Raw genomic sequence first — 25,429 nt, forward strand, 5'->3', positions numbered from 1 at the left:
CGCAACACGGAAGGCAAGAGAGTTTTTAACGGACAGGCTCGATCCCGTGTGTCAGGCCCCCTTCAATGAGACATCGGGGGGATGACTTTCCGTGCGGCAGCCACTTGGTACAATCGGACCGGTTGGGCGTGTCACATTGTATACGCATCACGATTACCCTATCGTGGTACAAGCACAGCCGTGAGAGTTGCGCAGCGAGCTACTGGAGCCCATCTTGCCGGTCGAAGGCGTCTCTCATGACCTGATTGTGTCTTTCGGGTCGTTTCGTTTAAACCCCACCGAGAGATTGCTCATGAAGGGCGAGGAGCCCGTCGCAATCGGTGGGCGGGCGCTGGATATCCTCATCGTCCTCGTGGAACATGCCGGCGAGGTCCTGAGTAGGCGAGAGCTGATTGAACGGGTTTGGCCCGACGTGATCGTGGAAGAAGCCAGTCTCCGAGTACACCTCTTCAATCTTCGCAAGGCCTTGGGTGACCGACTTGATGGCGCTCGATATATCGCCAACGTCCCTGGTCGCGGTTACAGCTTCGTGCATCCGGTGCAACGTTCAACTCGTGCGCAGCCCGTTTCACCCACCTGCGTGGCGAATAGGCCGCGGAAGTTGCCTGCGCAACTGGACAGGATGATCGGCCGCGACGCAACGATCGACGCGCTATGCTCGCTGCTCACGAACCGCCGATTTGTCAGCGTTGTCGGCCCGGGCGGCATGGGTAAGACGACCGTCGCAGTGGCAGCAGCTCACACTCTGCGTGACAAGTTCTCCGATAAGATTTATTTCCTGGATCTTGGCGCCCTAGGAGACTCATCGCTTGTCACCGGCGCGGTGGCCGCAACGCTTGGGTTGATCGGACAGACTGCACAAGATCCCGTGCCTGGATTGGTCGCTTTCCTTGTCGATAAGCCGGTCCTTCTGGTTCTCGACAGCTGCGAGCACGTGATCGAGGCGGTCGCGGCGCTGACCGAGCGGCTCTTCGCTGAAACTCCGCTCGTTCATCTACTGACTACCAGTCGCGAGGCACTCCGAGTCGAAGGCGAGAACATCCACCTTCTGACGCCGCTTGAAGGTCCAACCGACGAAGCTGGATTGACAGCCGCTCAAGCGCTTGCCTCGCCCGCCGTGCAGCTTTTCATGGAGCGCGCCGCGGCCGCTGGACATGGGGCCGCTCTAAGCGATGCAGATGCGCCGGTCATGGCAGCGATATGCCGTCGTCTAGATGGGATCGCGCTCGCGATCGAACTCGCGGCGGGCCGCGTCGGCTCCTATGGAATCCGTGGAACCGCAGACCTGCTCGACAATCGCTTCAAGCTTCTTTGGCACGGCCGACGGAGCGCGATTCCGCGGCATCAAACGCTTCAGGCAATGCTCGACTGGAGCTACAATCTGCTCTCCCCATATGAACAGGCGATCCTGCGTCGGCTGTCTGTATTCGTGGGGGCTTTTACGCTCGAAGACGCATTGGCCGTCGTGGCGGAAGCCGAAGCTGATGCGCCGAAGCTGGCCGACGCGCTTGCAAGTTTGGTCGACAAGTCGCTTATCAGGATGTCCGAACTCGGGGGATCCACCTACCACCGACTTCTCGACACCACGCGGGCGTATGCGGCAACCAAGCTGGCGGAGGCCGGAGAGAAGGAAACGCTCTCTAGGAGACACGCGCTCCATTATGCCAATCGGTTCAAATCCGACGCGATGAGAGCGACCGTCTTCGGAAGCCGCGACGTATCGGCATACGAGCCACACATGGGCAATATCAGGGCAGCGCTTGATTGGAGTTTTTCTGAAGCTGGGGAGGCACAGATTGGTGTCGAACTTGCGGCTGCAACCGCGCCGCTGTTCCTGGGGTTCTCGCTCCTAGGTGAATGTGAGCAGTGGTGCGACCGGGGCTTAACCGCATTACCGGAGGCAGATCGCGGAACGACGCGCGAGTTGGGGCTTCAAGCGGCATTGGCGATCTCATCGATGTTCACACGCGGCAACAGTGACGGTGTAAGACGGGCGATCGAGCGAGGCATCGGTCTGGCGGAAGCGCTGCGAGACGAACAATACAAGTTGCACCTGCTGGCCGGGCTCAACATCTTTCTCACACGGGTCGGCGATTTTCGCGCGGCGCTCGCCTGTGCCGAGCGGAGCATGCTTGTTGCGACCGAGCTTGCGGAGCAGCCCGCGATAATCATTGCTGAGTGGATGCTCGGCGTATCGCATCACCTTGTCGGAAATCAGGCCGCGGCACAGCGTCACTGCGAGCGTGGGCTGGAACTGGAGGCAGCCTTGGGCGGTGTCCAGGTCGACTTCTTTGGCTTTGATCACAGGGTACGTGCGCTTATTGCGCTCGCGCGGGCTTCGTGGTTGCGGGGCATGCCCGAGAAAGCGCTCAGAAGGGCGGATCAGGCCGTCGAAGAGGCAACCAAGCGTGAGCATCCGGTCGCAGTTTGCATGTCGCTGGTCTACACGGTCCCGGTCTACCTGTGGAGCGGCAATCTCGAGCGTGCCGCTGAATGTATCGAACGTGTTCTGGCTCACGCGGCCAAATATTCCTTGGCGCCCTATCATGCCATCGGCCTCGCCCTGAAAGGCGAACTCATGATTTTGAGAGGGGAGCCGGTGGACGGCGTTCACCTCCTGCGTGAGGCGCTTGGGACGCTTAGTGCCGAGCGCTTCAATATACTTTCGACGGTTTTCTCTCGAGCTCTGGCAGAGGGCATGATGCGGTGCGGTCGGCTCGATGAAGCCACTGCAATGATTGACCGAGCCCTTGCCCTGGCAGAGCAAGCGGGCGAGACCTATGATCGACCGGATTTGTTGCGCGTATGGGCTGAGATTCGCTTGGCGCATTCCCACCCTGACGAAAGAGCAGCAGAGGACTCCCTACTTCAAGCGCTCTATTCGGCTAACAAGCAGTCCGCAACGGCGTGGGAATTGAGGGCAGCCATTCCGTTGGCCCGGCTTTGGAGGAAGCAAGGTCAGGCAGATCGAGCTCAGGATCTACTTGGCCGGATCCTTCAGCGGTTCACCGAGGGATTCCAGACAGCGGATGTGAGGACAGCGAGCGATCTCCTCGCCGAATTGACCGCCCCCTCCGCAAATACGCCGTTGCGCTAACTTCTGCGCTGGAAACATTGGCCTGCGCGATTGCCGGTGAGGTCCGCCGCACAATCCGCAGGCAACAAACATTAACAACCCATAACGAGCAATTTCCCCTGTTCTGAGCGACATTCCTCAAGCCAGCGGATGCCGATGTAAAGGCGCCGCAAATTTGGATGGGTCAGGGGATTCCTGACTCCGGAGGAGTAGCAGGGTCGCCAACAGACCTTCCGCCGTGTTTGGCGTGGGCTGAGCGTCACGCAACACTGCGCCAGTCTTGGGAGAAGCTCGCGATGTTTAGGAATCTAGGTGGGCCTTGCAACGCCACTACCCCGCCCGTGTCGCGAGAAACGCCTGTCGTTTTCGTAGTGGACGACGACATTTCCGTTCGTGAATCACTGGATTTGCTGATCCGCTCGGTTGGTTGGCTGCCGGAGACATTTGTATCCGCCCAGGCATTCCTTTCCCACCCTCGAGCGCTCGTTCCTCATTGCCTTATCCTGGACCTCAATCTTCCTGAACTCAACGGGCTCGATCTACAGAGATTAATTTCTGTCGAGCGAGCCGAAATGCCAATCATCTTCATCTCGGGCCATGGCGATGTGCCGACGGCTGTGAAAGCGATGAAGGCGGGGGCTGTGGAATTCCTGACAAAGCCGTTCAGCGACGACGCGCTGTTGCGCACTATAGATCAAGCACTCGAGCAGAGCAGGAACATGCTTGCGCTCTATTCGGAGGTTAAGATCGTGCGCGATTGCTATGCGTCGCTCAGCCACCGAGAGCAAGAGGTCATGGCGCTGGTGGTATCCGGTCTATTGAACAAGCAAGTTGGTTTCGAGCTTGGCATCAGCGAGATAACAGTGAAGGCGCACAGAGGCCAGGTGATGCGTAAAATGAAGGCCCGCTCGCTCCCTGACCTCGTGGGCATGGCCGCCAGGCTCGGCATCGCGGATTGACCCCTAAGCGCCGTGCCCAGGCACCGGAAAGACCCACATCGCCACGGACCTCGGCGTGCAGGCAAATCGCAAATCGGCTCGCCCACCATGTCCAGGCAGTCAGGCGAAGAGCCTGCTCAGAAAGAGGGGATCTGCGACGAAGAAAAGCCCATTGTGAAGATCAAATTCCTTGGCAAGAATATCCGACGCTTCCGGTCGCGAGTAGTGACTTCAAGAAAATCCTAGGGTCAATCGCACGAGCTAGCTATGGGGGCACGCGCATTCTCGCGCGCACGCCAATATCGCGAAAAGGACGGCAATGGAGTTCGATCTCAACCGCGTCTTGGACGTACTGCCGGTCATGGTATGGACTGCGCTGCCCGACGGGCACGTGGACTTTGTCAATCGGCGTTGGTCTGAACATACCGGCCTCAGCCTGGACGAAGCCTCGGGCTGTGAGTGGCAGGCCGTGGTCGAGCCGAGCGACTTACCCCAACTGCTGGAACGGTGGCGATCGATTCTGGCGTCTGGCCAGCCTGGCGAGATGGAGGCGCGAGTGCGACGCTTCGATGGGCAGTATCGTTGGTTCCTCGTTAAGTGCAGCCCGATGCGCGACGCTGCTGGAGGGACCATTAAATGGTGCGGGGTGTGCACCGATGTTGAAGATTTTCGGCGAGCCGAGAGGACCCGTCGACGGCGCGAATTTGATTTTCAGTCGGTCGTCGACAACATTCCGGTCCCGGTTGCAGTGACGACCCCGTCAGGTGAAGTCGAAGGCCTCAATCAGCGGATCCTCGATTATTTCGGCAAGACGTTCGAGGAGCTGAAAGGCTGGAAAGCCTCCGACGTCGTCCATCCGGATGACCTCGATCACACGATCGCCGCACAAATGGACGCGCACCAGAGAGGCGAAACATACAACGTCGAGAGCCGCCACCTTCGCGCCGACGGCGTCTACCGCTGGCACAACGTGCTTGGGCTGCCTTTGCGAGATCCACAAGGCAACATCCTCCGCTGGTTTCATTTGCTGACCGATATCGAGGATCGCAAGCGTGCCGACGAAGCGTTGAACGCAAGCGAAGCCTATTCGCGCCAGATGGTCGACAGCATGCCTGGGATGGTCGCGGTCTTTACGCCTGACGGCCAGGTCGAACGCGTCAACCGCCAAATCCTTGAGTATTTTGGTACGCCAGAAGAGGAGCATAAGTGCTGGGCTGCCAACGACTCTGTTCTGCCTGAGGATCTTCCACGCGCAATCGAGGTCTTCAGCAAATCGCTCGCGACCGGGGAGGCCTTTGAGGTCGAAGTCCGTGCTCGCCGTTTCGATGGCAGCTACAGGTGGCTTCAGTCGCGCGGATTGCCTCTTCGCGATGCGGATGGGCGCATCGTTCGATGGTACAACCTGCTAACCGACATCGATGAGAGAAAGCGCGCCGAAAAGGCGCTAGCCGCGAGCGAGCGCAATCTCAGGGTTATGATTGACACAGTCCCTGCGTATTCATGGTCCGCCGATACCGAAAGTAGGACTGAGTTCGTCAGCCGGCACTATCTCGACTATATCGGTCTCCCTGCAGACAGAGCTCAGGATTGGCGCTGGGCAGAATCTGTACATCCCGACGACCTTACCGGATTGACGGCCTGGTGGCAGAATATTCTCGCCTCCGGAAAATCTGGAGAGGCCGAAGCGCGAGTGCGCAGGTTTGATGGCGCGTATCGGTGGTTTCTGATCCGCGTTAAACCGCTAAGCGATGAGCGGGGAAATATCGTCAAATGGTATGGAGTTGACACGGATATCGATGATCGCAAACGGGCGGATGAGGCGCTACGAGCGAGTGAGCGACAATCGCGCCTGATCGTGAACACCATTCCAGGTATGGTCGCGGTCTTCACAGCCAGTGGCGAAGCTGAATACCTCAACGAGCAATTTCTGGAATATCTCGGCCGGACCTTTGAGGAATTTGCGAACTGGCCGACCAACGGCATGGTTCATCCCGACGATCTTCCACGCCACGTTGAGGCGCTGACGCTATCGCTCAAGTCCGGCAGCCTGATTGATTTCGAAACGCGGCTTAGGCGCTTCGATGGTGTGTATCGCTGGTTTCAACTTCGCGGGCATCCGGCGCGGGACACCGACGGACGCATTGTTCGCTGGTACTGCCTGATGACCGACGTCGACGACCGGAAACGTGCCAAGGAAGCGCAGGTCGAAAGCGAACGCAACCTAAAGGTCATCGTCGACACGATCCCTGCACTTGCATGGTCGGCCCGTATCGATGGTACCGCCGAATTCTTCAACCAGCACTATCTCGACTATATCGGCCTCTCTGCCGAGCAGGCGCATGGTTGGGGCTGGACAACTATGGTCCATCCCGAAGATCTGAATGGGCTGGCTGCCACATGGCAAACCATATTGGCTTCGGAAAGGAAGGGAGAGGCCGAAGCGCGGCTGCGTCGGCACGACGGAGAATACCGATGGTTCTTGTTCCGGGCCAACCCGTTGCGCGATCAATCGGGCAATATCGTCAAGTGGTATGGAGTTAACACCGACATCGAGGATCGCAAGCGGGCGGAGGAAGCTTTGCGCGAGAGCGAGCGCTATTCGCGCCTGATCGTGGACAGCATTCCCGCCACGATCTCGGCCCACACGCCCGAGGGCGAGATCGAATTCGTCAACCACCAACTCGTCGAGTACTTCGGTAAGACGTTGGAGGAGATAAAGCACTGGAAGACCGACGAGGTGACTCATCCCGAAGATATTGAACGCACCGTCGAGCTCTTCTCCCGGTCGATTGCCACAGGTGCTCCGTTCGACTTCGAAGTCCGCGCTCGACGCTTCGATGGCGTCTATCGCTGGCTTCAGACTCGCGGATTGCCGCTTCGAGATGCCGACGGGCGCATCATCCGCTGGTACAACCTGCTCATAGACATCGACGAAAGAAAGCGTGCAGAGGAGGCTCTGCGAGCAAGCGAGCGCAATCTCAACGAGATCATCAACACCATTCCTGCGTCGGCATGGTCGGCCCGTCCTGACGGAACCGCCGAATTCTTCAACCAGCACTATCTCGACTACGTAGGCCTCACTGCGGAGCAGGCACAGGATTGGGGCTGGACAGTCGTGGTTCATCCGGACGATCTGGCGGGGCTTACTGTGATTTGGCAGACTATCATGGCCTCCGGCAAAGCAGGAGAGACCGAAGCACGACTTCGCCGTGCTGACGGCGAATATCGGTGGTTGCTGTTTCGCGTGAACCCATTGCGCGACGAGAGCGGAACCATCGTCAAGTGGTACGGGGTCAACACCGATATCGAGGATCGCAAGCGCAGCGAAGAAAGCTTCCGCGCGATCGTGGAAACGTCGCCCGAATGCGTGCAGGTGATCGCCCGCGAGGGCACCGTGCTACGCATGAACGCGGCTGGAGCTGCGATGGCAGGCTTCGCATCGGCGGACATCGTGGTCGGGCGAAGCTTTTTCGACTTCGTCGCGTCCGAGCATCGTACGCAGTATCGCGAATTCCACGAAAGTGTTTGTGCCGGGCAGAAAGGCTTTCTTGAGTTCGACCTGATCAGCGGACAAGGCCTTCGCCGGCATATGGAAACCCATGCCGCTCCCATGCGCGGCGGCGACGGGGCTGTCGTGCAGCTTGGCGTGACGCGCGATATCACTGCGCGAAAACAGGCGGAGGAGAAATTGCGGCGCAGTGAGGCGTTCCTTGCCGAAGGTCAGCATCTCGCTCGCATGGGTAACCTTTCCTGGAATGTTACAAGCGGCGAGATCATCTGGTCGGAGCAACTCTATCGTATCTTCGGGTTTGAGCCAGGCACCGTCGTGACGCTCGATAAGATCGCCGCTCGAGTCTATCTCGAAGACATGCCGTTGATGACAGACATGATGGAACGGGCGCAGCGTGGTGAAAGCGATTTCGAGTACCAGCACCGGATCGTGCTACCTGACCAGTCGGTCAAACACTTGCATTTGATCGCTCATCGGGCTCGAGATCGTACCGACCAGATCGAATATATGGGGTCGGTCATCGATATCACGCAACGCCGGCTCTCTGAGGAGGCCATCGAGAAGCTGCGATCCGAATTTGCGCAGGTCACCCGCATCATGAGTCTCGGCGCCCTGACCGCCTCGATCGCGCACGAAGTCAATCAGCCACTGGCGGGCATCATCACCAACGCCGGCACCTGCCTTCGCATGCTGGCCGCCGATCCACCGAACATAGCCGTGGCGCAGGAGACCGCCCGTCGCACCATCCGCGACGGCAACCGCGCAGCCGATGTCATAGCGCGGCTGCGGGCGCTGTTCCGCAAAAGAACCATCACAATCGAACCCTTGGACCTCAACGAAGCCGTACGCGAGGTGGTGACGCTGGCCGGGAGCGACCTTCAGCGCAGCCGTGTAGTCCTGCGCACCCAACTCGCCGACGGAATTCCGATTGTCGGCGGCGATCAGATCCAGATCCAACAAGTGATCATGAATCTGTTGCGGAATGCTTCCGATGCAATGAGCAGCGTCAACGACCGCCCGAGGCGGTTGCTGATCAGGACTGAGTCGGACGAAGACAACCATGTGCGCCTTTCCGTGCAAGACGTCGGCATTGGTTTTGGACCTGAAGCTGCGGGCAGGCTCTTCGAAGCATTTTACACGACCAAGAGCGATGGTATGGGCATCGGGCTCTCCGTCAGCCGGTCTATCATCGAAAGCCATGGTGGGCGTCTGTGGGCGCGGGCAAATGACGGGCCGGGAGCTACCTTCTCCTTCTTGATTCCCGAGTTCCGCGGACACGATCTACCGGTTCCCGAGACTGCCGCAATTCAGCTACCCGGCGTCGGCAGTGCCCACAATTCGGCGGAGGTTGGTCAGGAACCGGAGATTGCGCCTCCAGGTCATCGCGCCCGCAGCAGGCGCGCGGTGACGGTTATGGGGCCGCAGATGCTGTTCGATAGCGTGCCGGCAAAGCGCTGAGGGAAAGGTTCGGGATGAGCTTCCGCCGCGCTGTCTCGTACGCGTGCCAACCGGTCGGGTCCTGCAGCGACGGAATGGTTACGAGCTCGCCTTGATCCAAGCCGGCAAGCGCGGCATCCACGAGATCATCCGACTGCATGACCATCTCCTCCGCCAGCCGCCCGGTCGTGCCTCCCGCTGCATCCCAGAAGTTGGTGGCGATCGCGCCGGGCAAGACTGCCTGAATGCGCAGGTTCTTTTCGGATAGCTCCTTGTGAAGCGACAGGCTGAGCGCAAGCACGAAGGCTTTCGTGGCGCCGTAGACGCCGTTCAGCATCTCCGGCGCAATGGCGACCGCCGAAGAGATGTTGATGATGGTGCCGCCGCCGCGCGCCACGAGAGCTGGGACCGCGGCGTACGTAAGCCTGGTGAGCGCCGTGACATTGAGTTCGATCATCTCCTCCATGGTGTCGACGTCCGACGCAAGCAGCGGCGCGATTGCGCCGACGCCTGCATTGTTGACCAGCAACGTGATGCCGGCCTTTGTGGCGAGCAGCGCCTCGACCTGCTTCAACTCCGCCTTGTCGTTGAGGTCGGCCGTGATGACGTCGACGACGCTGCCGGCCGCGCCGGCGACATGCTTAGCCACCTCGTCCAACCGCCTTCGACTGCGGGCCACCAGGATGAGGTCGTAGCCTCGGCGAGCCAGCCGATCGGCGTATACCGCACCGATCCCCGAGGAGGCGCCCGTTACCACCGCAATGCCCTTGGCGGACGTATTCATGGCCTTATCTCCAGTTCGATTCTGCCCCGGCAACGACGCGTGTCCGGACGCGGCGAACCGGGCATGTGTATCCCGGTCCGCGCGTCGGGAAGAGAGTGGGGGTGCCGGGGACTCCATTCGCTTCAGATCTGCTGGCGAAGCAGTCGGAACGCTGTCCTCAGCTCGGAACAGAAGACTTCGGGCTGTTCCCAGGCGGCGAAATGAGTGCCTTCTGCAAGTTTGTTGTAGTGGATAAGCTTGGGATAGGCCCGCTCCGTCCAGCTTTGCGGGGCTTGGTAGATCTCGTCGGGGAAGGCGCTTACAGCGACGGGGATCTGGACGCCCCTCACGTCGAAGAAGCCCCCTCCCGTCGAGACCTGCGTAGTGTCCCAGTAGAGACGCGCAGAAGAAATAGCGGTATTTGTGAGCCAGTAGAGCGTGACGTTGTCGAGGATGTCGTCCCGCGTCAGTCCTGCGGACTGACCGGCAAAGACCCGGGCGATCAGCTTCTCGCTTCGATCGTCGTGATCAATCATCCAGGCCGCGAGGCCAATCGGCGAGTCAACGATGGCGTAAAGTGTCTGCGGTCGGTTGGCCATCTCAAGGGCATAGCCCAGCCCTTTGTTGTAGAAGAGGCTCAACTGGTCCCAGGCGTTTCGCTCCTCGGCCGTCAGATCGGCTGGCGGGGCCTCGTGGAACGCCAGCGCCTTCGAGATGTTAGCCGGAACAGTGGCCGCCATGTTGGTGTGGATGCCGAGCAATCCCGGCGGCTCCTGCAGGGCCATTAGCTCCGAGACGGCGTTTCCCCAATCGCCGCCCTGCGCCACGTACTTGGTATAGCCGAGGCGTTGCATCAGCGTCGCCCATGCCGTGGCGATACGGCCTGGGTGCCAGCCAGGCTTCGTCGGTTTGCCTGAGAAGCCGTAGCCCGGCAGTGACGGGATCACCAGATGGAAGGCGTCCGACGCGCTCGCGCCATAGGCCGTGGGATTGGCAAGCGGATCGATGATCTTCAGCTGCTCGATAATCGAGCCCGGCCATCCATGCGTGACGATGAGCGGAATAGCATTTTGATGCTTCGAACGCACATGGATAAAATGTATGTCGAGCCCATCGATCTCCGTCACGAACTGCGGCAGGGCGTTCAGCTTTGCCTCGCACTTGCGCCAATCGTGCTCTGTCGCCCAATAGCGCGCGAGCTGCTGCATCGTGGCGAGCTGCACGCCTTGCGAGGTATCGGCAACGGTCTCCTGCTCCGGCCACTTGGTTGCGTTGATGCGCCCGCGCAGCTCGGCCAGCTCCGCGTCCGAGAAATTCACATGGAACGGATGGATCGCATCCTTGCCGGCTGGTTGCGCGGTGACTTTTGTTGCACTTGCCTGAGCCATGCTGTCCTCCTTTTGAATGGGGGCCGCACGCAGCGCTCCAGGGAGCAATCCCAAAGCTGCGACGGCTGCGGTGGCGGCGAGAACTTCACGCCGTGTGGTCGATAACGGGGTTACTGACATGACGTCCTCTTGTCTGTTCGGATACGGACACAGAGATCGACTGTCGGAGGTGGGAAATCCATTGCACGATGGTGTTGGCGATACTTTTGGATAGGTTTGAAGAGAGCGGTCCGACAACGCAAACCAATGCCAAAAGCATCCTGCCTGGTCTTGGATATCAGGGCGCCGCAGGAGAGCGCGTCACCCTCTCATCGGGGTCAGCGCCAAAGGTCGATTGTGTCGTGCACAGCCCCGAGAGACGGAACGGCCCAGATCCAAGCCTCAATCCGCCAGGCCCGCGCGAAATCGGATATCACTGGAAGTTATCCGGCAGTTGCCGCCGGCGGGACCGGTCGGCGCTCTCGATATTTTGGAGTATGTGGGAAACCGCTTCTCGCAAGGCGCCTCGCGATACGCGAGCAGGAGGGACGGCTGGGGCCATGTCGCTGGCCACCGGACCGGGCACATAGGCTCCGGTCGATCGCCCACGATTGGCATTCGATTGCACGTAACTGGCTTGGCGGTTCCTGCCATGGGCCACCATGCCGCTGAAGGCAACCCAAGCAGCGCCGAACGAGGCGGCCTCCGGTCGCCCCTCAGCGAAGCGGGCCTTTCCCTGGATCAGGCTGGCTGCCTGAGCAGATTGGTGTCGATCGGCATCTTGCGCAGGCGTTTGCCGGTGGCGGCGAAGATCGCATTCGCCACGGCAGGGACAATTGCCGAGGTCCCGGCTTCGCCCATTCCACCTGGCGCCTCGGCACTCGGGATGATGTAAACCTCGACTGACGGAGCCGCGTCTATCCGCAAGATTTCATACGTGTCGAAATTGGACTGCTCAACTCGGCCGTCCTTCAGGGTGATCTCGCCGTGAAGCGCAGCTGTGATCCCGAACATGACCGCACTCTGGATCTGTGCCTCGACCGTGTTGGGATTGACGACTGTCCCGCAATCGACTGCGCAAACGACGCGTCTAACGCGAACCTCACCGTCCTTCGAGACTTCGACTTCAGCGACCTGCGCAAGAAAGCTGGCGAAAGCGTTCTGGACCGAGACGCCGCGACCGACCCGAGGCGGCAGCTTCTCGCTCCAGCCAGTCTTTTCGGCTGCTAGTGCCAGGACCGCCTTGGCGCGAGGCGTCTTGTCAAGGAGCGCCAGCCGGTACGCCACCGGATCCTGTTTCGCTGCCGCAGCCAGTTCGTCGACAAAGCTCTCCGTCACAAAGACATTGTGGGAAGGCCCGACGCTGCGCCAGAAGGCCGTCGGAATGCCTGGCGGTTCCACCCGCTCATATTCGACATGCAGGTTGGGCAAATCATAGACAAGGCCGATCGCGCCTTCGGTTGTGTCGGGATCGAGACCGTCCTTGAATGCGGGGGGCAGCCATCTCGCGATCACCGACGAGCCGGCAAACCGATTCTTCCAGGCGACCGGCACTCCATTCGCATCGAGGCCGGCAGACAGCCGATCGAAGAACATCGGACGATACATATCGTGCTGGATATCCTCCTCGCGCGTCCACACGACCTTGACCGGTCCGTCGACGTGTTTGGCGATCTCGACCGCACGGGCGACGCCGTCGGCCTCGAGGCGGCGGCCGAAACCGCCGCCGATCAGGTGATTGTGCACCACGACCTGGTCCGCACGCAGGCCTGCGACCTTCGCGGCCGTGGCCTGGGCGCGCGCGAGCGCCTGGTTGCCGACCCAGATTTCGCAGCCGTCCTTGCGCACATGGACGGTGCAGTTCATGGGTTCCATCGTCGCATGCGCCAAGAACGGGACTTGATAAGTGGCCTCGACCTTGGTGGCCGCGCCAGATAGCGCGCGTTCCACGTCTCCAATATTTTGGGCGACAGCCCCAGGCTTAAGCGTCGCTTGCTCGAGCTCGGCTGCGATCGCATCGGTGGTCAGTGTGGCCTGCGGTCCGTTCTCCCATTCGATCGCTAGAGCTTCCAGCCCTTTCTTGGCTGCTCCCATGTGATCCGCCACCACGGCGACTGCATCATCGAGCTGTACAACCTGGCGAACGCCTTTGATGGCCTTTGCCTCTGTGTCGTCGACACGCTTTACGCGGCCGCCGAACACCGGGGACTGCGCCAGCGTCGCTATCTTCACTCCCGCCGGACGAGCGTCGATGCCAAAGATCGCCGTACCATTCACCTTGCCAGGCAGGTCGAGACGTTTGGCGGGGGTGCCGATGAGCTTGAAATCCTCAGCGGCCTTGAGTGTGACATCTGCCGGAACAGGCATCCGCGCCGCGTCTGCCGCGAGCGCCCCGTAGGCGACGCGTCGTCCCGTCGCGGCGTGGACTATTTCACCGCGTTCGGCATGGCAGGCCGTAGGATCGACATCCCAACGAACCGCCGCCGCCGAAACCAGCATTTCGCGCGCCGTTGCGCCAGCCTGGCGGAGCGGCTTCCAGGCTCCGCGGATCGCATTTGAATTTCCCGTCGCCTGCACCCCCAGCAGCGGGTTGACGTAGAGCTTGTCATCGGGCGGAGCATGTTCCAGCCGCACCTGGTTCAGGTCGACCTCCAGTTCTTCGGCGATCAGCATCGAGATCGACGTGTAGGTACCTTGCCCCATTTCGACATAAGGCATGGTCAACACGATCTGCCCGTCGCTTCCAATGGCGATGAAGGCATTGGGCGCGAACATCTCGGAACCCGCTGCCTCGGCTTCACCGTTTGCCGTTGGCAGGCCAAGACCGAGCATCAGGCCGCCGCCCGCCGCGGCTGTCACCTGCAGGAAACCGCGGCGCGAGAGAAACTTCGCCGAGGCCGGCTCCTCAGCATCCAAATTTCGGGAATTGTTGTGATCCATGATCATGATGCCCACCATTCAGCTTGCTGATGCCTGCTTGATCGCTTCGCGGATGCGCACATATGTTCCGCAGCGGCAAATGTTGCCGGACATCGCGTCGTTTATTTCGGCGTCCGTCGGGTGCGGATTGATTGATAGCAGCGCAGCGGCCGACATGATCTGGCCTGACTGGCAGTACCCACATTGTGGCACCTCATGATCGAGCCAAGCTTGCTGTATCCTGGCTCCCGCCACCGTTCCGCCGATTGCCTCGACGGTCGTGATCTCGGATGTGCCGATGGTGTCTATCGTGCTGATGCAGGAGCGGATGGGCTCGCCATCCACATGCACTGTGCACGCACCACACAGTGCAATGCCGCAGCCGAACTTTGTGCCCGTCATTCCAAGCACGTCGCGCAAGACCCAAAGCACCGGCGTGTCGCCGTCCACATCGACGCTGTGCGTTTGACCGTTGACTTTGATGGTGAAGGGCATGGGTTCCTCCCTGGGTATCCCTTGCGCCGTGACCAGAACGGCGCGCGCGGGTGAAATGCAAGGATGCAGGAGGAGCGGTCTCCGGATCGATTGTACGATGGTGTGGGCGATACCTTTGTATTAGGGAGCGACTGGCGGCCGTTCCGTGTCGATCCTTGTGACTGAGAGATCTTCGATCAGGCGCCAAGGACGTCCCGCCAATGGGATCGATCGGGCACGGCTCCCAACTGGACCGACGGGCCTGATAGTCCGGTTGGCTCGGACTCGGCGGTCGACGCGCCGCGCTTCAGGCGGTGATTGCCTGGCTGCGGGAGCGACCATCGCACCGCGTTGCCCAAGGTACCCGGCCATCCCCGTCCAATATGCCTTTTTGTCGTTGTAGCGCAGATCGGCATTTTGCTCGACTACACCGATACAAAGGCGTTCCCGACACCATGGTGCAATGGATTTGCCGCCGCGCTTGGTGATCTGTCTATCGCGTCCGATTGGACGCAAGAGACGGGGGAGGAATTTATGACCGTAATCTCACGATCGTTCGCATCACGCGACTTTATTCGTGGTGCGGCTGTCGCCGTCACGCATGCGGCGCGACCTTCAAAGGGCTCATCAGTGCCAGAGCGGAATGCGCCACGTGAGCGATTGGCCACCCGCGCCGCAGCGGCGTGCGATGATGAGATCGTTGATTGGAGCGCAACGGCAATCATCAACGCGCCGATCGGGAAGATCGATATAGCCAAATGGTTTTGCGCGCCTACCGAGCGCCATGGACACCTTGTCGCCGACCTTTTGGCCGGCTTGACGAGGGCTCCGGACGGCAAGCGCATGTCCATCAATGTCGAACTCATCGGGGGCAATCTGATGGTGCAATATTATGTCGAGGCGCACGCGAGCAACGACCACTTCGTGCTGGAATCCCATTCGGACCTCTTCACCCCCAAGGGGCCGACCGCCGTCCACATCCTGTGGGAATTGAGCGTCAAGTCCCTTGATGCCGAGATATCCGAACTCACCAACCACGTCCGGTCGCGGGCTTCGCAGGCATTCATATCGGTTCTCGAACGGGAGGGCATCACGATCGATACCTTCAGATCGCAACGCCTGCCAATCTTTGATGACATGCTCGATGCCGCCATTGGCGAGCGCCGTTGGGCCGGCATGGTGGAAACGTTGGGTCATTGAAAAACCAGCATGACCGGGCGCGTGCCAAACAGGAAGGAACCGGCCATGGGCCAGCACAAAAAAGCCTTCACGATCGAGAAGACCGTTCCGGCCTCCCGCACCGAGATTGCGCAAGAGTTGATCCTCCCAACTTCGCAGGCCCCGGCAGCGACTGCGGGCACGCTGGGCAAGGTTCGAAAGTGGCGGCTGCGCCGACTATTCGTCGCCGGCGCGGCTCTCGCCGCCATCATCGGCGGTGCCCATATCGGCTGGCAGTACTGGATTTTCGGTCGTTTCGTCGTCTCGACGGACGATGCCTATGTGAAAGCCGACAGCACGACCATCGCCCCGAAGGTTTCAGGCTATATCGCCGACGTTCTCGTCGATGACAACCAGGCGGTGAGGGCCGGGCAGGTCCTGGCGCGCATCGATAATCGCGACCTGGAGATCAGTCTCGGGCAGGCCAAGGCCGAGGTGCAGGCAGCCGAGGCGGCCATTGCCAACAAGCAGGCGGTTCTTGCCGCCCAGCAGTCTGAGATCGATGCCGGCCAGGCTACCATCGCCGTCGATCAGGCAAATGAGGTTTTCGCCGAGGAGGACGACAATCGCTACGCCGAGCTGGCAAAAAAGGGCTTCGGCACCGTTCAGCACGCTCAGCAGGCTGCCTCCCGAATCGCCGCGGCTCGGGCCACGGTCACGCGCGATAAGGCCGCGCTTGCCAACGCAAACAAGCATCTCGACGTGATCAAAGCCGAGCTTGCTCAGGCGGAAGCAGTGCTCGCCCGCGCAAAGGCGGCCCAGGAACAGGGCGAATTGAATCTGTCTTACTCAACTCTCTTCTCACCCATCGAGGGGAGAATTGGCAATCGCACTGTGCGCATCGGTCAATACGTCCAGGCTGGCACACAGCTTATGGCCGTGGTGCCGACCGAGGGCGCCTACATCATCGCCAACTACAAGGAAACCCAACTCACCAACGTGCATCCCGGACAATCCGTGGAGGTTGAGGTAGACACATTTCCCGGGCTGGTCCTCAGAGGGCACGTCGACAGCGTCTCACCGGCGAGCGGCCAGGAATTTGCGCTGCTGCCGCCCGACAATGCCACCGGCAACTTCACCAAGGTGGTGCAGCGCATTCCGGTCAAGATCGTGCTCGACCGGCAGAGCGCCCTCTCGGTCGCGCTACGCCCCGGTATGTCGGTCTACCCGAGCATCGACACCAAGTCTGGAAGGACCGAGATGGCCTTGGCATCCGAGCCGACCAACTAACGCGGCCGGACGCCGTTTCGCTTGCGAAAAACACGAGCAGAAGGTGTGACGCCCGCTATGACGCAAGCCGCCTCGATAGAGCCTCGCGACCGCACGGTTCACTCCGTGGTTTCCTCCGACAGCGCGAGCATCACCGCCTGGATCGCCGTGCTCGCCGGGATGATCGGTGCGTTCATGGCCATCCTCAACATCCAGATCACCAATGCCTCGTTGCTCGAGATCGAGGGCGGCGTCGGCACCGGCGTCGACAACGGCGCCTGGATTTCGACGTCCTATCTGATCGGCGAGATTGTGGTGATCCCGCTTACGGATTATCTGAGCCGGGTCTTCTCGTTTCGCCGCTATATGCTCGCAAACGCCCTGCTGTTTCCGCTCTTCTCGGCAGCGTGCGCCTTCGCCCATGACCTCGGCTCGATGATCGTGCTGCGCGGCTTGCAGGGTTTCGCCGGCGGCGTGCTAATTCCAATGGCCTTCACCATGGTGCTGACCAAGCTGCCCAGGTCGCAGCAACCGTTCGGACTCGCGCTCTTTGCACTGTCGGTCACCTTCGCGCCAGCCATCGGCCCGACCATCGGCGGCTATTTGACAGAAAATTATGGCTGGCAAGCCATCTTCTTCGTCAATACGCCACCGAGCATCGTCATGCTGGTAGCGTTGTTCTTCACACTCGAGCGGAATCCGATGCAGCTTTCGCTGCTAAGGGAAGGCGACTGGGCCGGTATCGTCACTATGGCTGTCGGGCTTTCCGCCCTGCAGACAGTGCTTGAGGAAGGTAACAAGAACGACTGGTTCCAATCGCCGTTTATCATCGAGCTCGGCCTTGCCGCAGCCATATTCCTGGCTGCCTTCGTTACCATCGAGCTCAGCGTGGCGAAGCCGCTCGTACAGTTGCGCCTCCTCAAAGAACGCAACTTCGGCGTCGGCATTCTCGTCACGGTGCTGGTCGGCGTAGCGTTGTTCGGCACCGTTTACATCTTGCCCCAGTTTCTCGGCCAGGTGCAGCGCTATAACGCCGAGCAGATCGGCCTGGTTCTGGCCTGGACGGGTCTGCCGCAGCTTCTTGTGATTCCGCTCGTGCCGCTTCTGATGCTGCGCTTTGACGCGCGTTACATCGGCTTCGTCGGCATCAGCATCTTCGCGGCCAGTTGCTTTATGAACAGCCGCCTGTCGCTCGATAGCGGCGCCGATCAATTCTTGCTGCCGAACCTCATACGCGCCATGGGTCAGGCGCTGGTACTAACGCCGATTACGGCCATTACCGTCGCAGGCATTGCTCCGAGTGAGGCTGGTGCTGCATCGGGCCTCTCAAACATGCTTCGCAACCTCGGCGGCGCGGTAGGCACTGCGACGCTGGCGACGGTGCTTACCAAGCGCGAGCAGTTCCACTCAAACGTCATCGGCCAGTCGGTCACCATCTACCGGGACGAAGTGCGCGACCGGATCGATCATCTCATTCAGTACTTCATGGCGCACGGAGCGAGCGATCCTGCACTTGCACAACACAAGGCCATAGCGGTGATCGGCGCGACGGTTCATCGCCAGGCCCTTATTCTGGGGTTCAGTGACACCTTCGGCGTGATTGGCGCAGTCCTCGCGGCTGCCGCGGTTGCAGTGCTCTTCACTAAAAAGATCCGAGTCAACGGCGAGGGCAGCAGCGCCCACTGAGTGAGCGGCTCAAGCTTTCCGAAGTTGTCGTCGACACCTTCGTGCAATTGATTGTTGCCCGATGGTCGCCAAAATTGTCTGACGTATCCAAACTAATCAGCCAAGTGGACACGATGTAAGATCATTATCTCTCACGCCAGCCGAACTTCTCAACGCCGCCGATATTTCTCGTCTATTTTGAGGGTCCCGCCGATAGGCGGCGATCTGTCGCTTTACCGTCGGAACGATTGTCAAATCTCGCCATGGGTGTCTGATTTATGCTGAATATTGCAAGTAAACGAATGGAGAATTTCTTGTGAAATACACAGTGCTCAAGGTGATTGTCGCAGGGTTGCTACTAATACCGGCGAATGCGTATGCGCAGGACATCGAGGCCGGCAGGACCGTCTTCAAGAAATGCGCCACCTGTCACAATGCGGAATCAGATGTCAACAAAATCGGCCCGACCCTCAAAGGCGTGGTCGGCCGAAGGGCTGGTAGCACCGCAGGCTCCAGTTTCTCCCAGGCACTAAAAGATGCCGGAGCGAATGGACTTGTCTGGGACGAGGCGTCGCTAGCCGAGTTTTTGGCCAGCCCAAAGACCAAGGTGCCAGGTAACAAGATGGCGTTTGCCGGGCTGAAGAACTCCGATGACGTGAAGAATGTCATCGCCTATCTAAAGGGGACAAAGTAAAAGCAGACACCCAGGTTCTCACTGCCTTCAAGGGCATCGTAAATGACGGCGCGCCGTAGCCAGACACGAGATGTACCTGTTGGTCGCGTCCACCGCCGGCGTGGTTGTTCAACGTACTCATCGCGCCGGCCCTTCAAGCGTTCTCGATGCCGGATCTCGCCGCGGTTCCCCTACCGCGAAAAGCACTGCCGGGCACCCCAAGAAAAGCGGCGGACTAAAGCCCGTCGCTTTGGCATTCCAGGGTGCGGAAATCAATTACCCCAGATGCCCTGGCCAACTTCCGGCCAGGATTGACCGGTGGGGAGTACGGCATTCCTAGGGTCGATGATGACGTGCTTTCCCATGTTGCGGTTGCGGATCGACGCGGTAAACGTCTTGTCGACGAAAGCGGCCCGTGGGTTGGCGTTCTCCGAGCCATAATGGTCGCTGCCGGCGAGGGCACTGCCGGCGGCAATGAGGAAAGCTGTGGCGGCGAGAGCAATCTTAGTCATTCAAGTATTCCTGTTCCTGTGTCCTGTCCGTCAAGTGGCGCGCTTTGGGAGGAAATTGCGTCGCTCGGACAACCCACAAGTGGGGTCAAGTTTTCGCAGTTTCCAATATACTAAGGTATTGCATCTGAATGCTTAATCAGGATCTCGACACTCTTGTCGGCGGGGACTTGTTCTATCTCTTCCCACTTTATCAGCAGCTTGGCAGGATAACTTGGCGCTGATCGCCTGGGGAATACCCGGTAAGGGTGGCTTGGCCACCAATAGACACCAAAGGACTATAGCCGTACGCATCCAACCGTGGTCCCCTCATGCAGGACGTTCGCTAACGTCAAGGTGCCGAACAAGGCGGATCTGGCGTCCAATTCGCGCATTGGGCGATTGGGCGTTCAGTCGGCGACAAGTCTTGCCATTGGTTTTGAATACGACAGCAAAGCGGCGGCCCCAATGGATGCTTCTTCTTCGACAAGACATCTTACCAGCGTGCTTGGAATCGAAGTTCCGATAATCCAGGCGCCGATGGCCGGTACTTCGACCCCAGAAATGGCCGCGGCCGTCTCGAACGCAGGGGGGTTGGGCTCGTTGGCTGTGGGTGCGATGATACCGTCAGCGGCTGAGGAGGCAATCAAGGCCTTTCGCACGCGCTCGGATCGGTCGCTGAACGTGAACGTTTTTTGCCACAGCCCTGCTTCGTCGGACCTCACGAAAGAAGCTGAATGGCTTGAGCGGCTACACCCCGAATTCGAACTGTTTGGCGCCAAGCCGCCTTCGTCCATTCGCGGGATCTACAAGAGTTTTGCCGATGACGATGCAATGCTTGCCACGATTCTCGCGGCAAGGCCGACAGTGGTGAGTTTCCATTTCGGATTGCCCCCGGAGAACCGTGTTGGTGCTCTGCTTGATGCCGGCATATTCCTACTCGGCACGGCGACGAGTGTCGAAGAAGGCCGGGCGCTCGTCAGGGCCGGCGTGCAGGCGGTCGTAGCCCAGGGGTACGAGGCTGGTGGGCACCGTGGAGTGTTTGATCCAGGCGCCCGCGACGATCAACTCGGTACATTTGCGTTGACGCGTCTTTTGGTCAGCGCGATCGATGTGCCGGTGATCGCGGCCGGCGGCATCATGGACGGATATGGTGTTGAAGCCGCACTCCGGCTCGGAGCAGGAGCAGCACAACTCGGCACCGCGTTCGTGGCAAGCCAGGAATCCGCAGCCGACGCGGCCCATCGCGCCGCTTTGTTCACCGATGCGGCTAATCACACGGTGATGACGCGCGCCATTTCCGGACGTCCCGCGCGCTGCCTCGCAAACCGGTTCACGAGGCTCGGCGCTCGGCTGAGCCCGGACATGGTTCCTTCCTACCCTATCGCCTATGATGCGGGAAAGGCACTCAATGCCGCCGCGAAAGCAGCCGGCGAGAACGGCTACGGCGCGCAATGGGCAGGGCAGGGCGCCCCCTTGGCGCGCTCCCTAGCCTGCGGCGAATTGATGGCGGCGCTCATTGCCGAAATGGCGAGCGCCCGATGCCCCGAGAGGCCAGCAAGAGCATCGCCCACTTGACCGATGTTCAAGACGACAAACGCAGGTGCCAATCCACGTTAATGGCTGGGGCCGGGGAGGAGGCTTCACGCCCGCCCGGCGTGCGTTTGCATTCTGCTGAGAAAGCATTTTGCCGAAGCACCCGGCCACTGGACTTGAGCTCCACTCCCGCCGCGTGCGCAGGGTCGAACTGCTTCTGCGCGATGTCTCGAATTAGAACGAGACTATCCGAATGTGAAGTCGTAGGCCCGTGCCCCCGCGTCGAGGAACTCGATCTCGAAAGTGCGGTCCACCACCGGCCCCGCCTGCCGAACGAGCTGGTACATGCGCGCGTCCTTCAAGGTCCCCCAGCCCTGCGTATCCACATCAAAGCCATGGTCAGGCCCAGGGGGAGCGCCATCGACGGTGACGCGGAATCGAATGGGATGGTCTTGAGACTGAGGAGCCAGGATGAGGTGAAGATCGCGTGCGTGAAAGCGAAAGGCAATCTTGCCAGAATTGTCATTCAAGGTCGCGAACTCGCGCCCGATCGTCCATCGCCCCACCAGGCCCCACCGATTGAGCGGCAGCGGCCCTGGGGCCTTATAGAGGCTTGGGACATCCTTCTTCACGCCGCCTGGAGAGGCAAAGGTTCTTCCAAGTCCATAGCCGACATAAGTTTCGAAGGAACGCAGGTTTGGCTTGTCCGCGGCCTTTTGCGGGCCTTCGCCTGGGACGACTGCGATATCGCCACTTATTTCAACGCCGTTGGCTTCGGATAGAAGCTGCTGGATCAGTTTTTCAGATTGGTCATAGCCGCCTTCTCCGATCACATGACGCCGCACTCGGCCATCAGTCCCGATAATATAGAGCGCCGGCCACGCATTATTGTTGAATGCCCGCCATATTCCGAAATCGTTATCAATGGCGACGGGGTAGCCGACGCCGAGCGCGGCCGACTCTCTTCGCACATTGGGGAGCTCTTTCTCAAAGGAGAACTCAGGCGAATGTACGCCAACGACGACCAGGCCGTTATCCGCGTATTTCCTTGCCCAGGCCCTGATATAGGGCAGTGCTCTCAAGCTATAGACGCACGTATAGGTCCAGAAATTCACCACCACGACCTTACCTCGGAGATGCTCGGAGCGGAGGGGTTTGGTGTTCAACCATTGTTGCGCGCCAACCAGCGCGCCTACCGGGCCAGATAACGTTGGGTACGGCGCGGCATGCGCGCCAAATCCGATGCCGAAGTTCGGCTCGTTCAGCATGGTGACCGTGAGGTCGTCTTCGAGAATGTCGGCAATTCCCCAATGCCAAGGGGTCAGAATATCCGAACTGAGCCCCAGCCAGATGGTTGCGGTGCCTACCACCAGCGCCACGCCGAGGGCATGGCGCAGGCCGTACCCTTGTCGCATCGACAGCTTGGCGGCGACTGTAGCGACCGCAAGCGTGCCGGCCAAATAGGCGAGTGCGAAGTGTGTCATGTCACACCTGTCGGAAATTGGAGGTGGTGGTCGAACGAGTCTTGAACACAGCGCGCGCGGTCCTTCAAAGACGCGTCACGCCGTATTGGTATTGGCTTCGGATTCGATCCCGCATGGAAAGCAGGGGATATGTGCGACAGTTTCGTCTGCATCATTTGCCGGGAGCGCTCATATAGCTCTCCGTCGGTGAGATCGGGGAGGGACGGAATGGTGATCCATTCTCCTTGGTCGAAGCCGGCCAAAGCCGCGTCGACCATCACTTCGGCCTTTGTCTCAACTTCGACGGATAGACACTCCAGCGGCATGCAGGCTGTTTCCCAGAGGTCGGTGGCGGTGGCGCCAGGAATAACTGTTTGAACGCGGATATTGCTTTCCGCGAGCTCCCTGTTAAGGGAAAGTCCCAGGGCAAGAACGAATGCCTTCGAGGCGCCGTAGACACTGTTCAGGATGTCCGGCGTGATTGCCAGAACCGAAGCGATGTTGATGATAGCTCCACCGCCCTTGTTCGCGAACGCCGGAGCCGCCGCGTAGGTCAACCGCATGTGCGATGACGTTGAGCGCGATCATCTCGTCCATTTTGTCGAGGTCTGATGCCAGACGCCGCCGCGCCGCCCCGACACCAGAATTGTTGACCAGCATCGTGATCCTGGCTTCGGTGCCCAGCATTGTTTCGATACAGCCGAGATCCTTTCGATCGTTGAGATCCGCTGTGACGACCTCGACCGCTCGTCCGGTCTCACCAGTGAGATGCCCAGCCAGTCCGTCAAGGCGCCTACCGCTGCGCGCCACAAGGATCAGGTCGTAGCCTCGCCGTGCCAGGCGGTCGGCATAGATCGCACCGATACCCGATGATGCGCCAGTCACAAGCGCTGTACCCTTCGCGGAAGTTGTCATAGTCGCCTTCCTTCTTGTTGCTGGCGCCAAAAGCTGCGCCTACATTCGAAGTAATACCGGCATGAAAGTGGGCGGCGTCGTTGGGCGAGCTGGCGCTGATCAATAGCCGTCGACATCCACTACGGCCTGGGCGAAAGCATGTGGTGCTTCCTGGGGCAGATTGTGACCGATGCCGCCCTCGATGGTCCGGTGCGCATATCTGCCTGAGAATTTCTTCGCGTAGGAGCCCGGCTCCGGGTGGGGGGCACCATTGGCGTCGCCTTCGAGGGTGATGGCCGGCACGGTGATGGCTGGCCCCTCGGCGAGCCGCTGCTCCAGATCGTCATATTTTGGCTCGCCGTCCGCTAGGCCGAGCCGCCATCGGTAATTGTGAATCACGATGGCGAGATGATCCGGATTGTCGAGCGACGCCGCGGTGCGATTGAACGTGGTCTCGTCGAAACCCCACTTCGGTGAAGCCGTCCGCCAGATCAGTTTCGCAAAGTCGTGCCGATATTTGTCGTAACCTGCCTGGCCGCGTTCCGTGGAAAAATAATACTGATACCACCATGCGAGCTCGGCCGCGGGCGGCAGCGGCATCTTGTTGGCTTCGCGATTGCCGATCAGGTAGCCGCTGACGGAAACCATGGCCTTGCAGCGCTCCGGCCAGAGCGCTGCAATGATGTTGGCCGTGCGCGCGCCCCAATCGCAACCGGCGACAATCGCCGTCTGGATCTTCAGCGCATCCATCAAGGCGATGATGTCGACCGCGAGGGCTGCCTGTTGCCCATTGCGAACTGTTTCTCCAGAGAGAAAGCGGGTCGTCCCATAGCCGCGAAATGAAGGGACGATTACCCGGTAGCCCTTTGACGCTAGCAGTGGCGCGACGTCGACATAGGTATGAATGTCGTAGGGCCAGCCATGCAGGAGAACGACTGGCGGGCCATCGACGGGACCGGCCTCCCCGTAACCGACGTTCAGCACGCCGGCATCCACCTGCTTGAGTGTGCCAAATGAAGTGATCGGGGCCAGAATGCCTCCTGCCGGAGCTGATTTGCTGCAGGCGTCCGTCGTGCCCGCCGAAACGAACTGGACGGCAGCCACGGTAGCGGCGGCGGTGCCGAAGAAACTGCGGCGACCATGATCGATCTCTTCTGGCGTCTTGATCGTGCTCATTTTCAGCTCCGCTGATCGCCTGGTTACCTTAGGCCTATCACCACATCGGCCATATCGATCGTGACTGGCGCAAAATCGCAAGCTCGCCACGCCGCTAGCATCAGAGCAGGCGCGCCTTTGCATTGGGTCGGGATCAAAACAACCTGAAGGATCGATGGGAATCTATTGAACGAAGGTATCGCCGGTACTTTCGGCTCGCTGCTGGGTGGGTCCTGGATGGTGAGATGCTCGCACGCTAGCTGGACAGGATGCATCCCCGTCGGTCCGGGCTCTTCATGCTCGTCGGTTCTTCGAGAGGCTTCAGCAGGGTCATAGTGATTGACCGGGGCATCGCGCTGGCGAAGACGATGACCTTGACATCGGGATCGGCGAGTTCGCGGACCTCGTCGGGGTCGACGATGAATTCCAGGATCGGTGCCGCACAGGAAGGATCGTGACCCAACCTGCTGCTGAGCCGAAGCCGGCAACCGAAACCATTGCATAATAGACGCTCGCCATCAAACGGCGCACCCTCGAGCATTCCGTGGAATGCCAGGAAGGGCAGGGATGGAGAACGGGCTCAACATTGTGTTTGTGGATGCCCTCCCCAGAGTGGTGTGCACGTTGCTAGGGCTCAGCATTG

The 25,429-nt window shown here is 60.1% G+C and carries 16 protein-coding genes and 1 pseudogene; 8 read left to right on the forward strand and 9 right to left on the reverse strand.

The genetic code is table 11. The annotated features are described in order from the left end of the window. Positions 1 to 214 precede the first annotated feature (214 nt). The 3 genes from ACWGS9_RS14450 to ACWGS9_RS14460 all read left to right on the forward strand — a co-directional run bounded on the left by ACWGS9_RS14450 (position 215) and on the right by ACWGS9_RS14460 (position 8,983). Positions 215 to 3,097, forward strand: coding sequence for an ATP-binding protein (locus tag ACWGS9_RS14450; RefSeq protein WP_454505889.1), 2,883 nt, complete (start codon positions 215 to 217; stop codon positions 3,095 to 3,097). A 275-nt stretch (positions 3,098 to 3,372) separates the two neighbouring features. Continuing rightward, positions 3,373 to 4,035: a response regulator transcription factor gene (locus tag ACWGS9_RS14455; protein ID WP_454505890.1), complete on the forward strand. Its 663-nt coding sequence runs from the start codon at positions 3,373 to 3,375 to the stop codon at positions 4,033 to 4,035. 298 nt (positions 4,036 to 4,333) lie between these two features. Continuing rightward, entirely contained in the window at positions 4,334 to 8,983 is a 4,650-nt protein-coding gene (locus ACWGS9_RS14460; protein WP_454505891.1) for a PAS domain-containing sensor histidine kinase, read from the forward strand. Here the strand turns inward: ACWGS9_RS14460 and ACWGS9_RS14465 are convergent. The 4 genes from ACWGS9_RS14465 to ACWGS9_RS14480 form a co-directional block, all read right to left on the reverse strand. Next, the gene (locus ACWGS9_RS14465; protein WP_454505892.1) at positions 8,937 to 9,746 is read right to left on the reverse strand and encodes an SDR family NAD(P)-dependent oxidoreductase; all 810 of its coding nucleotides are present in this window, start codon (positions 9,744 to 9,746) and stop codon (positions 8,937 to 8,939) included. The two genes, ACWGS9_RS14460 and ACWGS9_RS14465, sit on opposite strands and share 47 nt — an antisense overlap. A gap of 122 nt (positions 9,747 to 9,868) precedes the next feature. Then, positions 9,869 to 11,233 (reverse strand): epoxide hydrolase family protein, encoded by a 1,365-nt coding sequence (locus tag ACWGS9_RS14470; RefSeq protein WP_454505893.1) that lies wholly within the window; start codon positions 11,231 to 11,233, stop codon positions 9,869 to 9,871. 600 nt (positions 11,234 to 11,833) lie between these two features. Then, entirely contained in the window at positions 11,834 to 14,032 is a 2,199-nt protein-coding gene (locus ACWGS9_RS14475; protein WP_454505956.1) for a xanthine dehydrogenase family protein molybdopterin-binding subunit, read from the reverse strand. Between the two features lie 18 nt (positions 14,033 to 14,050). Continuing rightward, positions 14,051 to 14,506, reverse strand: coding sequence for a (2Fe-2S)-binding protein (locus ACWGS9_RS14480; protein ID WP_454505894.1), 456 nt, complete (start codon positions 14,504 to 14,506; stop codon positions 14,051 to 14,053). A gap of 396 nt (positions 14,507 to 14,902) precedes the next feature. Between ACWGS9_RS14480 and ACWGS9_RS14485 the strand changes: the two genes are divergently transcribed. The 4 genes from ACWGS9_RS14485 to ACWGS9_RS14500 all read left to right on the forward strand — a co-directional run bounded on the left by ACWGS9_RS14485 (position 14,903) and on the right by ACWGS9_RS14500 (position 19,271). Further along, positions 14,903 to 15,685, forward strand: a complete 783-nt coding sequence (locus ACWGS9_RS14485) for a hypothetical protein (protein ID WP_454505895.1) — start codon at positions 14,903 to 14,905, stop codon at positions 15,683 to 15,685. 21 nt (positions 15,686 to 15,706) lie between these two features. Beyond that, on the forward strand, positions 15,707 to 16,933 hold the full coding sequence (locus ACWGS9_RS14490; protein WP_454505957.1) for an HlyD family secretion protein: 1,227 nt from the start codon (positions 15,707 to 15,709) through the stop codon (positions 16,931 to 16,933). 57 nt (positions 16,934 to 16,990) lie between these two features. Continuing rightward, positions 16,991 to 18,598, forward strand: a complete 1,608-nt coding sequence (locus ACWGS9_RS14495) for an MDR family MFS transporter (protein ID WP_454505896.1) — start codon at positions 16,991 to 16,993, stop codon at positions 18,596 to 18,598. Between the two features lie 295 nt (positions 18,599 to 18,893). After that, a complete protein-coding gene (locus tag ACWGS9_RS14500; RefSeq protein ID WP_454505897.1) occupies positions 18,894 to 19,271 on the forward strand; it encodes a c-type cytochrome in 378 nt (125 codons plus the stop codon). Positions 19,272 to 19,522: 251 nt separating this feature from the next. Here the strand turns inward: ACWGS9_RS14500 and ACWGS9_RS14505 are convergent, their stop codons facing one another. Then, entirely contained in the window at positions 19,523 to 19,762 is a 240-nt protein-coding gene (locus ACWGS9_RS14505; RefSeq protein ID WP_454505898.1) for a DUF680 domain-containing protein, read from the reverse strand. Between the two features lie 333 nt (positions 19,763 to 20,095). Here ACWGS9_RS14505 and ACWGS9_RS14510 point away from each other — a divergent pair, with 333 nt between their 5' ends. Further along, positions 20,096 to 21,316, forward strand: a complete 1,221-nt coding sequence (locus ACWGS9_RS14510) for an NAD(P)H-dependent flavin oxidoreductase (RefSeq protein WP_454505899.1) — start codon at positions 20,096 to 20,098, stop codon at positions 21,314 to 21,316. Between the two features lie 203 nt (positions 21,317 to 21,519). On the opposite strand, the gene ACWGS9_RS14515 is transcribed toward ACWGS9_RS14510, so the two are convergent. From ACWGS9_RS14515 to ACWGS9_RS14530, 4 genes and pseudogenes are all read right to left on the reverse strand, one after another. Next, positions 21,520 to 22,758, reverse strand: a complete 1,239-nt coding sequence (locus ACWGS9_RS14515) for a redoxin domain-containing protein (protein ID WP_454505900.1) — start codon at positions 22,756 to 22,758, stop codon at positions 21,520 to 21,522. Beyond that, a pseudogene (locus ACWGS9_RS14520) lies at positions 22,755 to 23,652 on the reverse strand (SDR family NAD(P)-dependent oxidoreductase). Before ACWGS9_RS14520 ends, ACWGS9_RS14515 begins: the two are co-directional and overlap by 4 nt. Positions 23,653 to 23,751: 99 nt before the next feature. Further along, positions 23,752 to 24,807 carry an alpha/beta fold hydrolase gene (locus ACWGS9_RS14525; protein ID WP_454505901.1) on the reverse strand — a complete coding sequence of 352 codons (1,056 nt, stop codon included), beginning with the start codon at positions 24,805 to 24,807 and terminating at the stop codon, positions 23,752 to 23,754. Positions 24,808 to 25,042: 235 nt separating this feature from the next. Continuing rightward, positions 25,043 to 25,327 (reverse strand): hypothetical protein, encoded by a 285-nt coding sequence (locus ACWGS9_RS14530; RefSeq protein ID WP_454505902.1) that lies wholly within the window; start codon positions 25,325 to 25,327, stop codon positions 25,043 to 25,045. Positions 25,328 to 25,429 lie beyond the last annotated feature (102 nt).

Source organism: Mesorhizobium sp. Arg314, assembly GCF_053714275.1.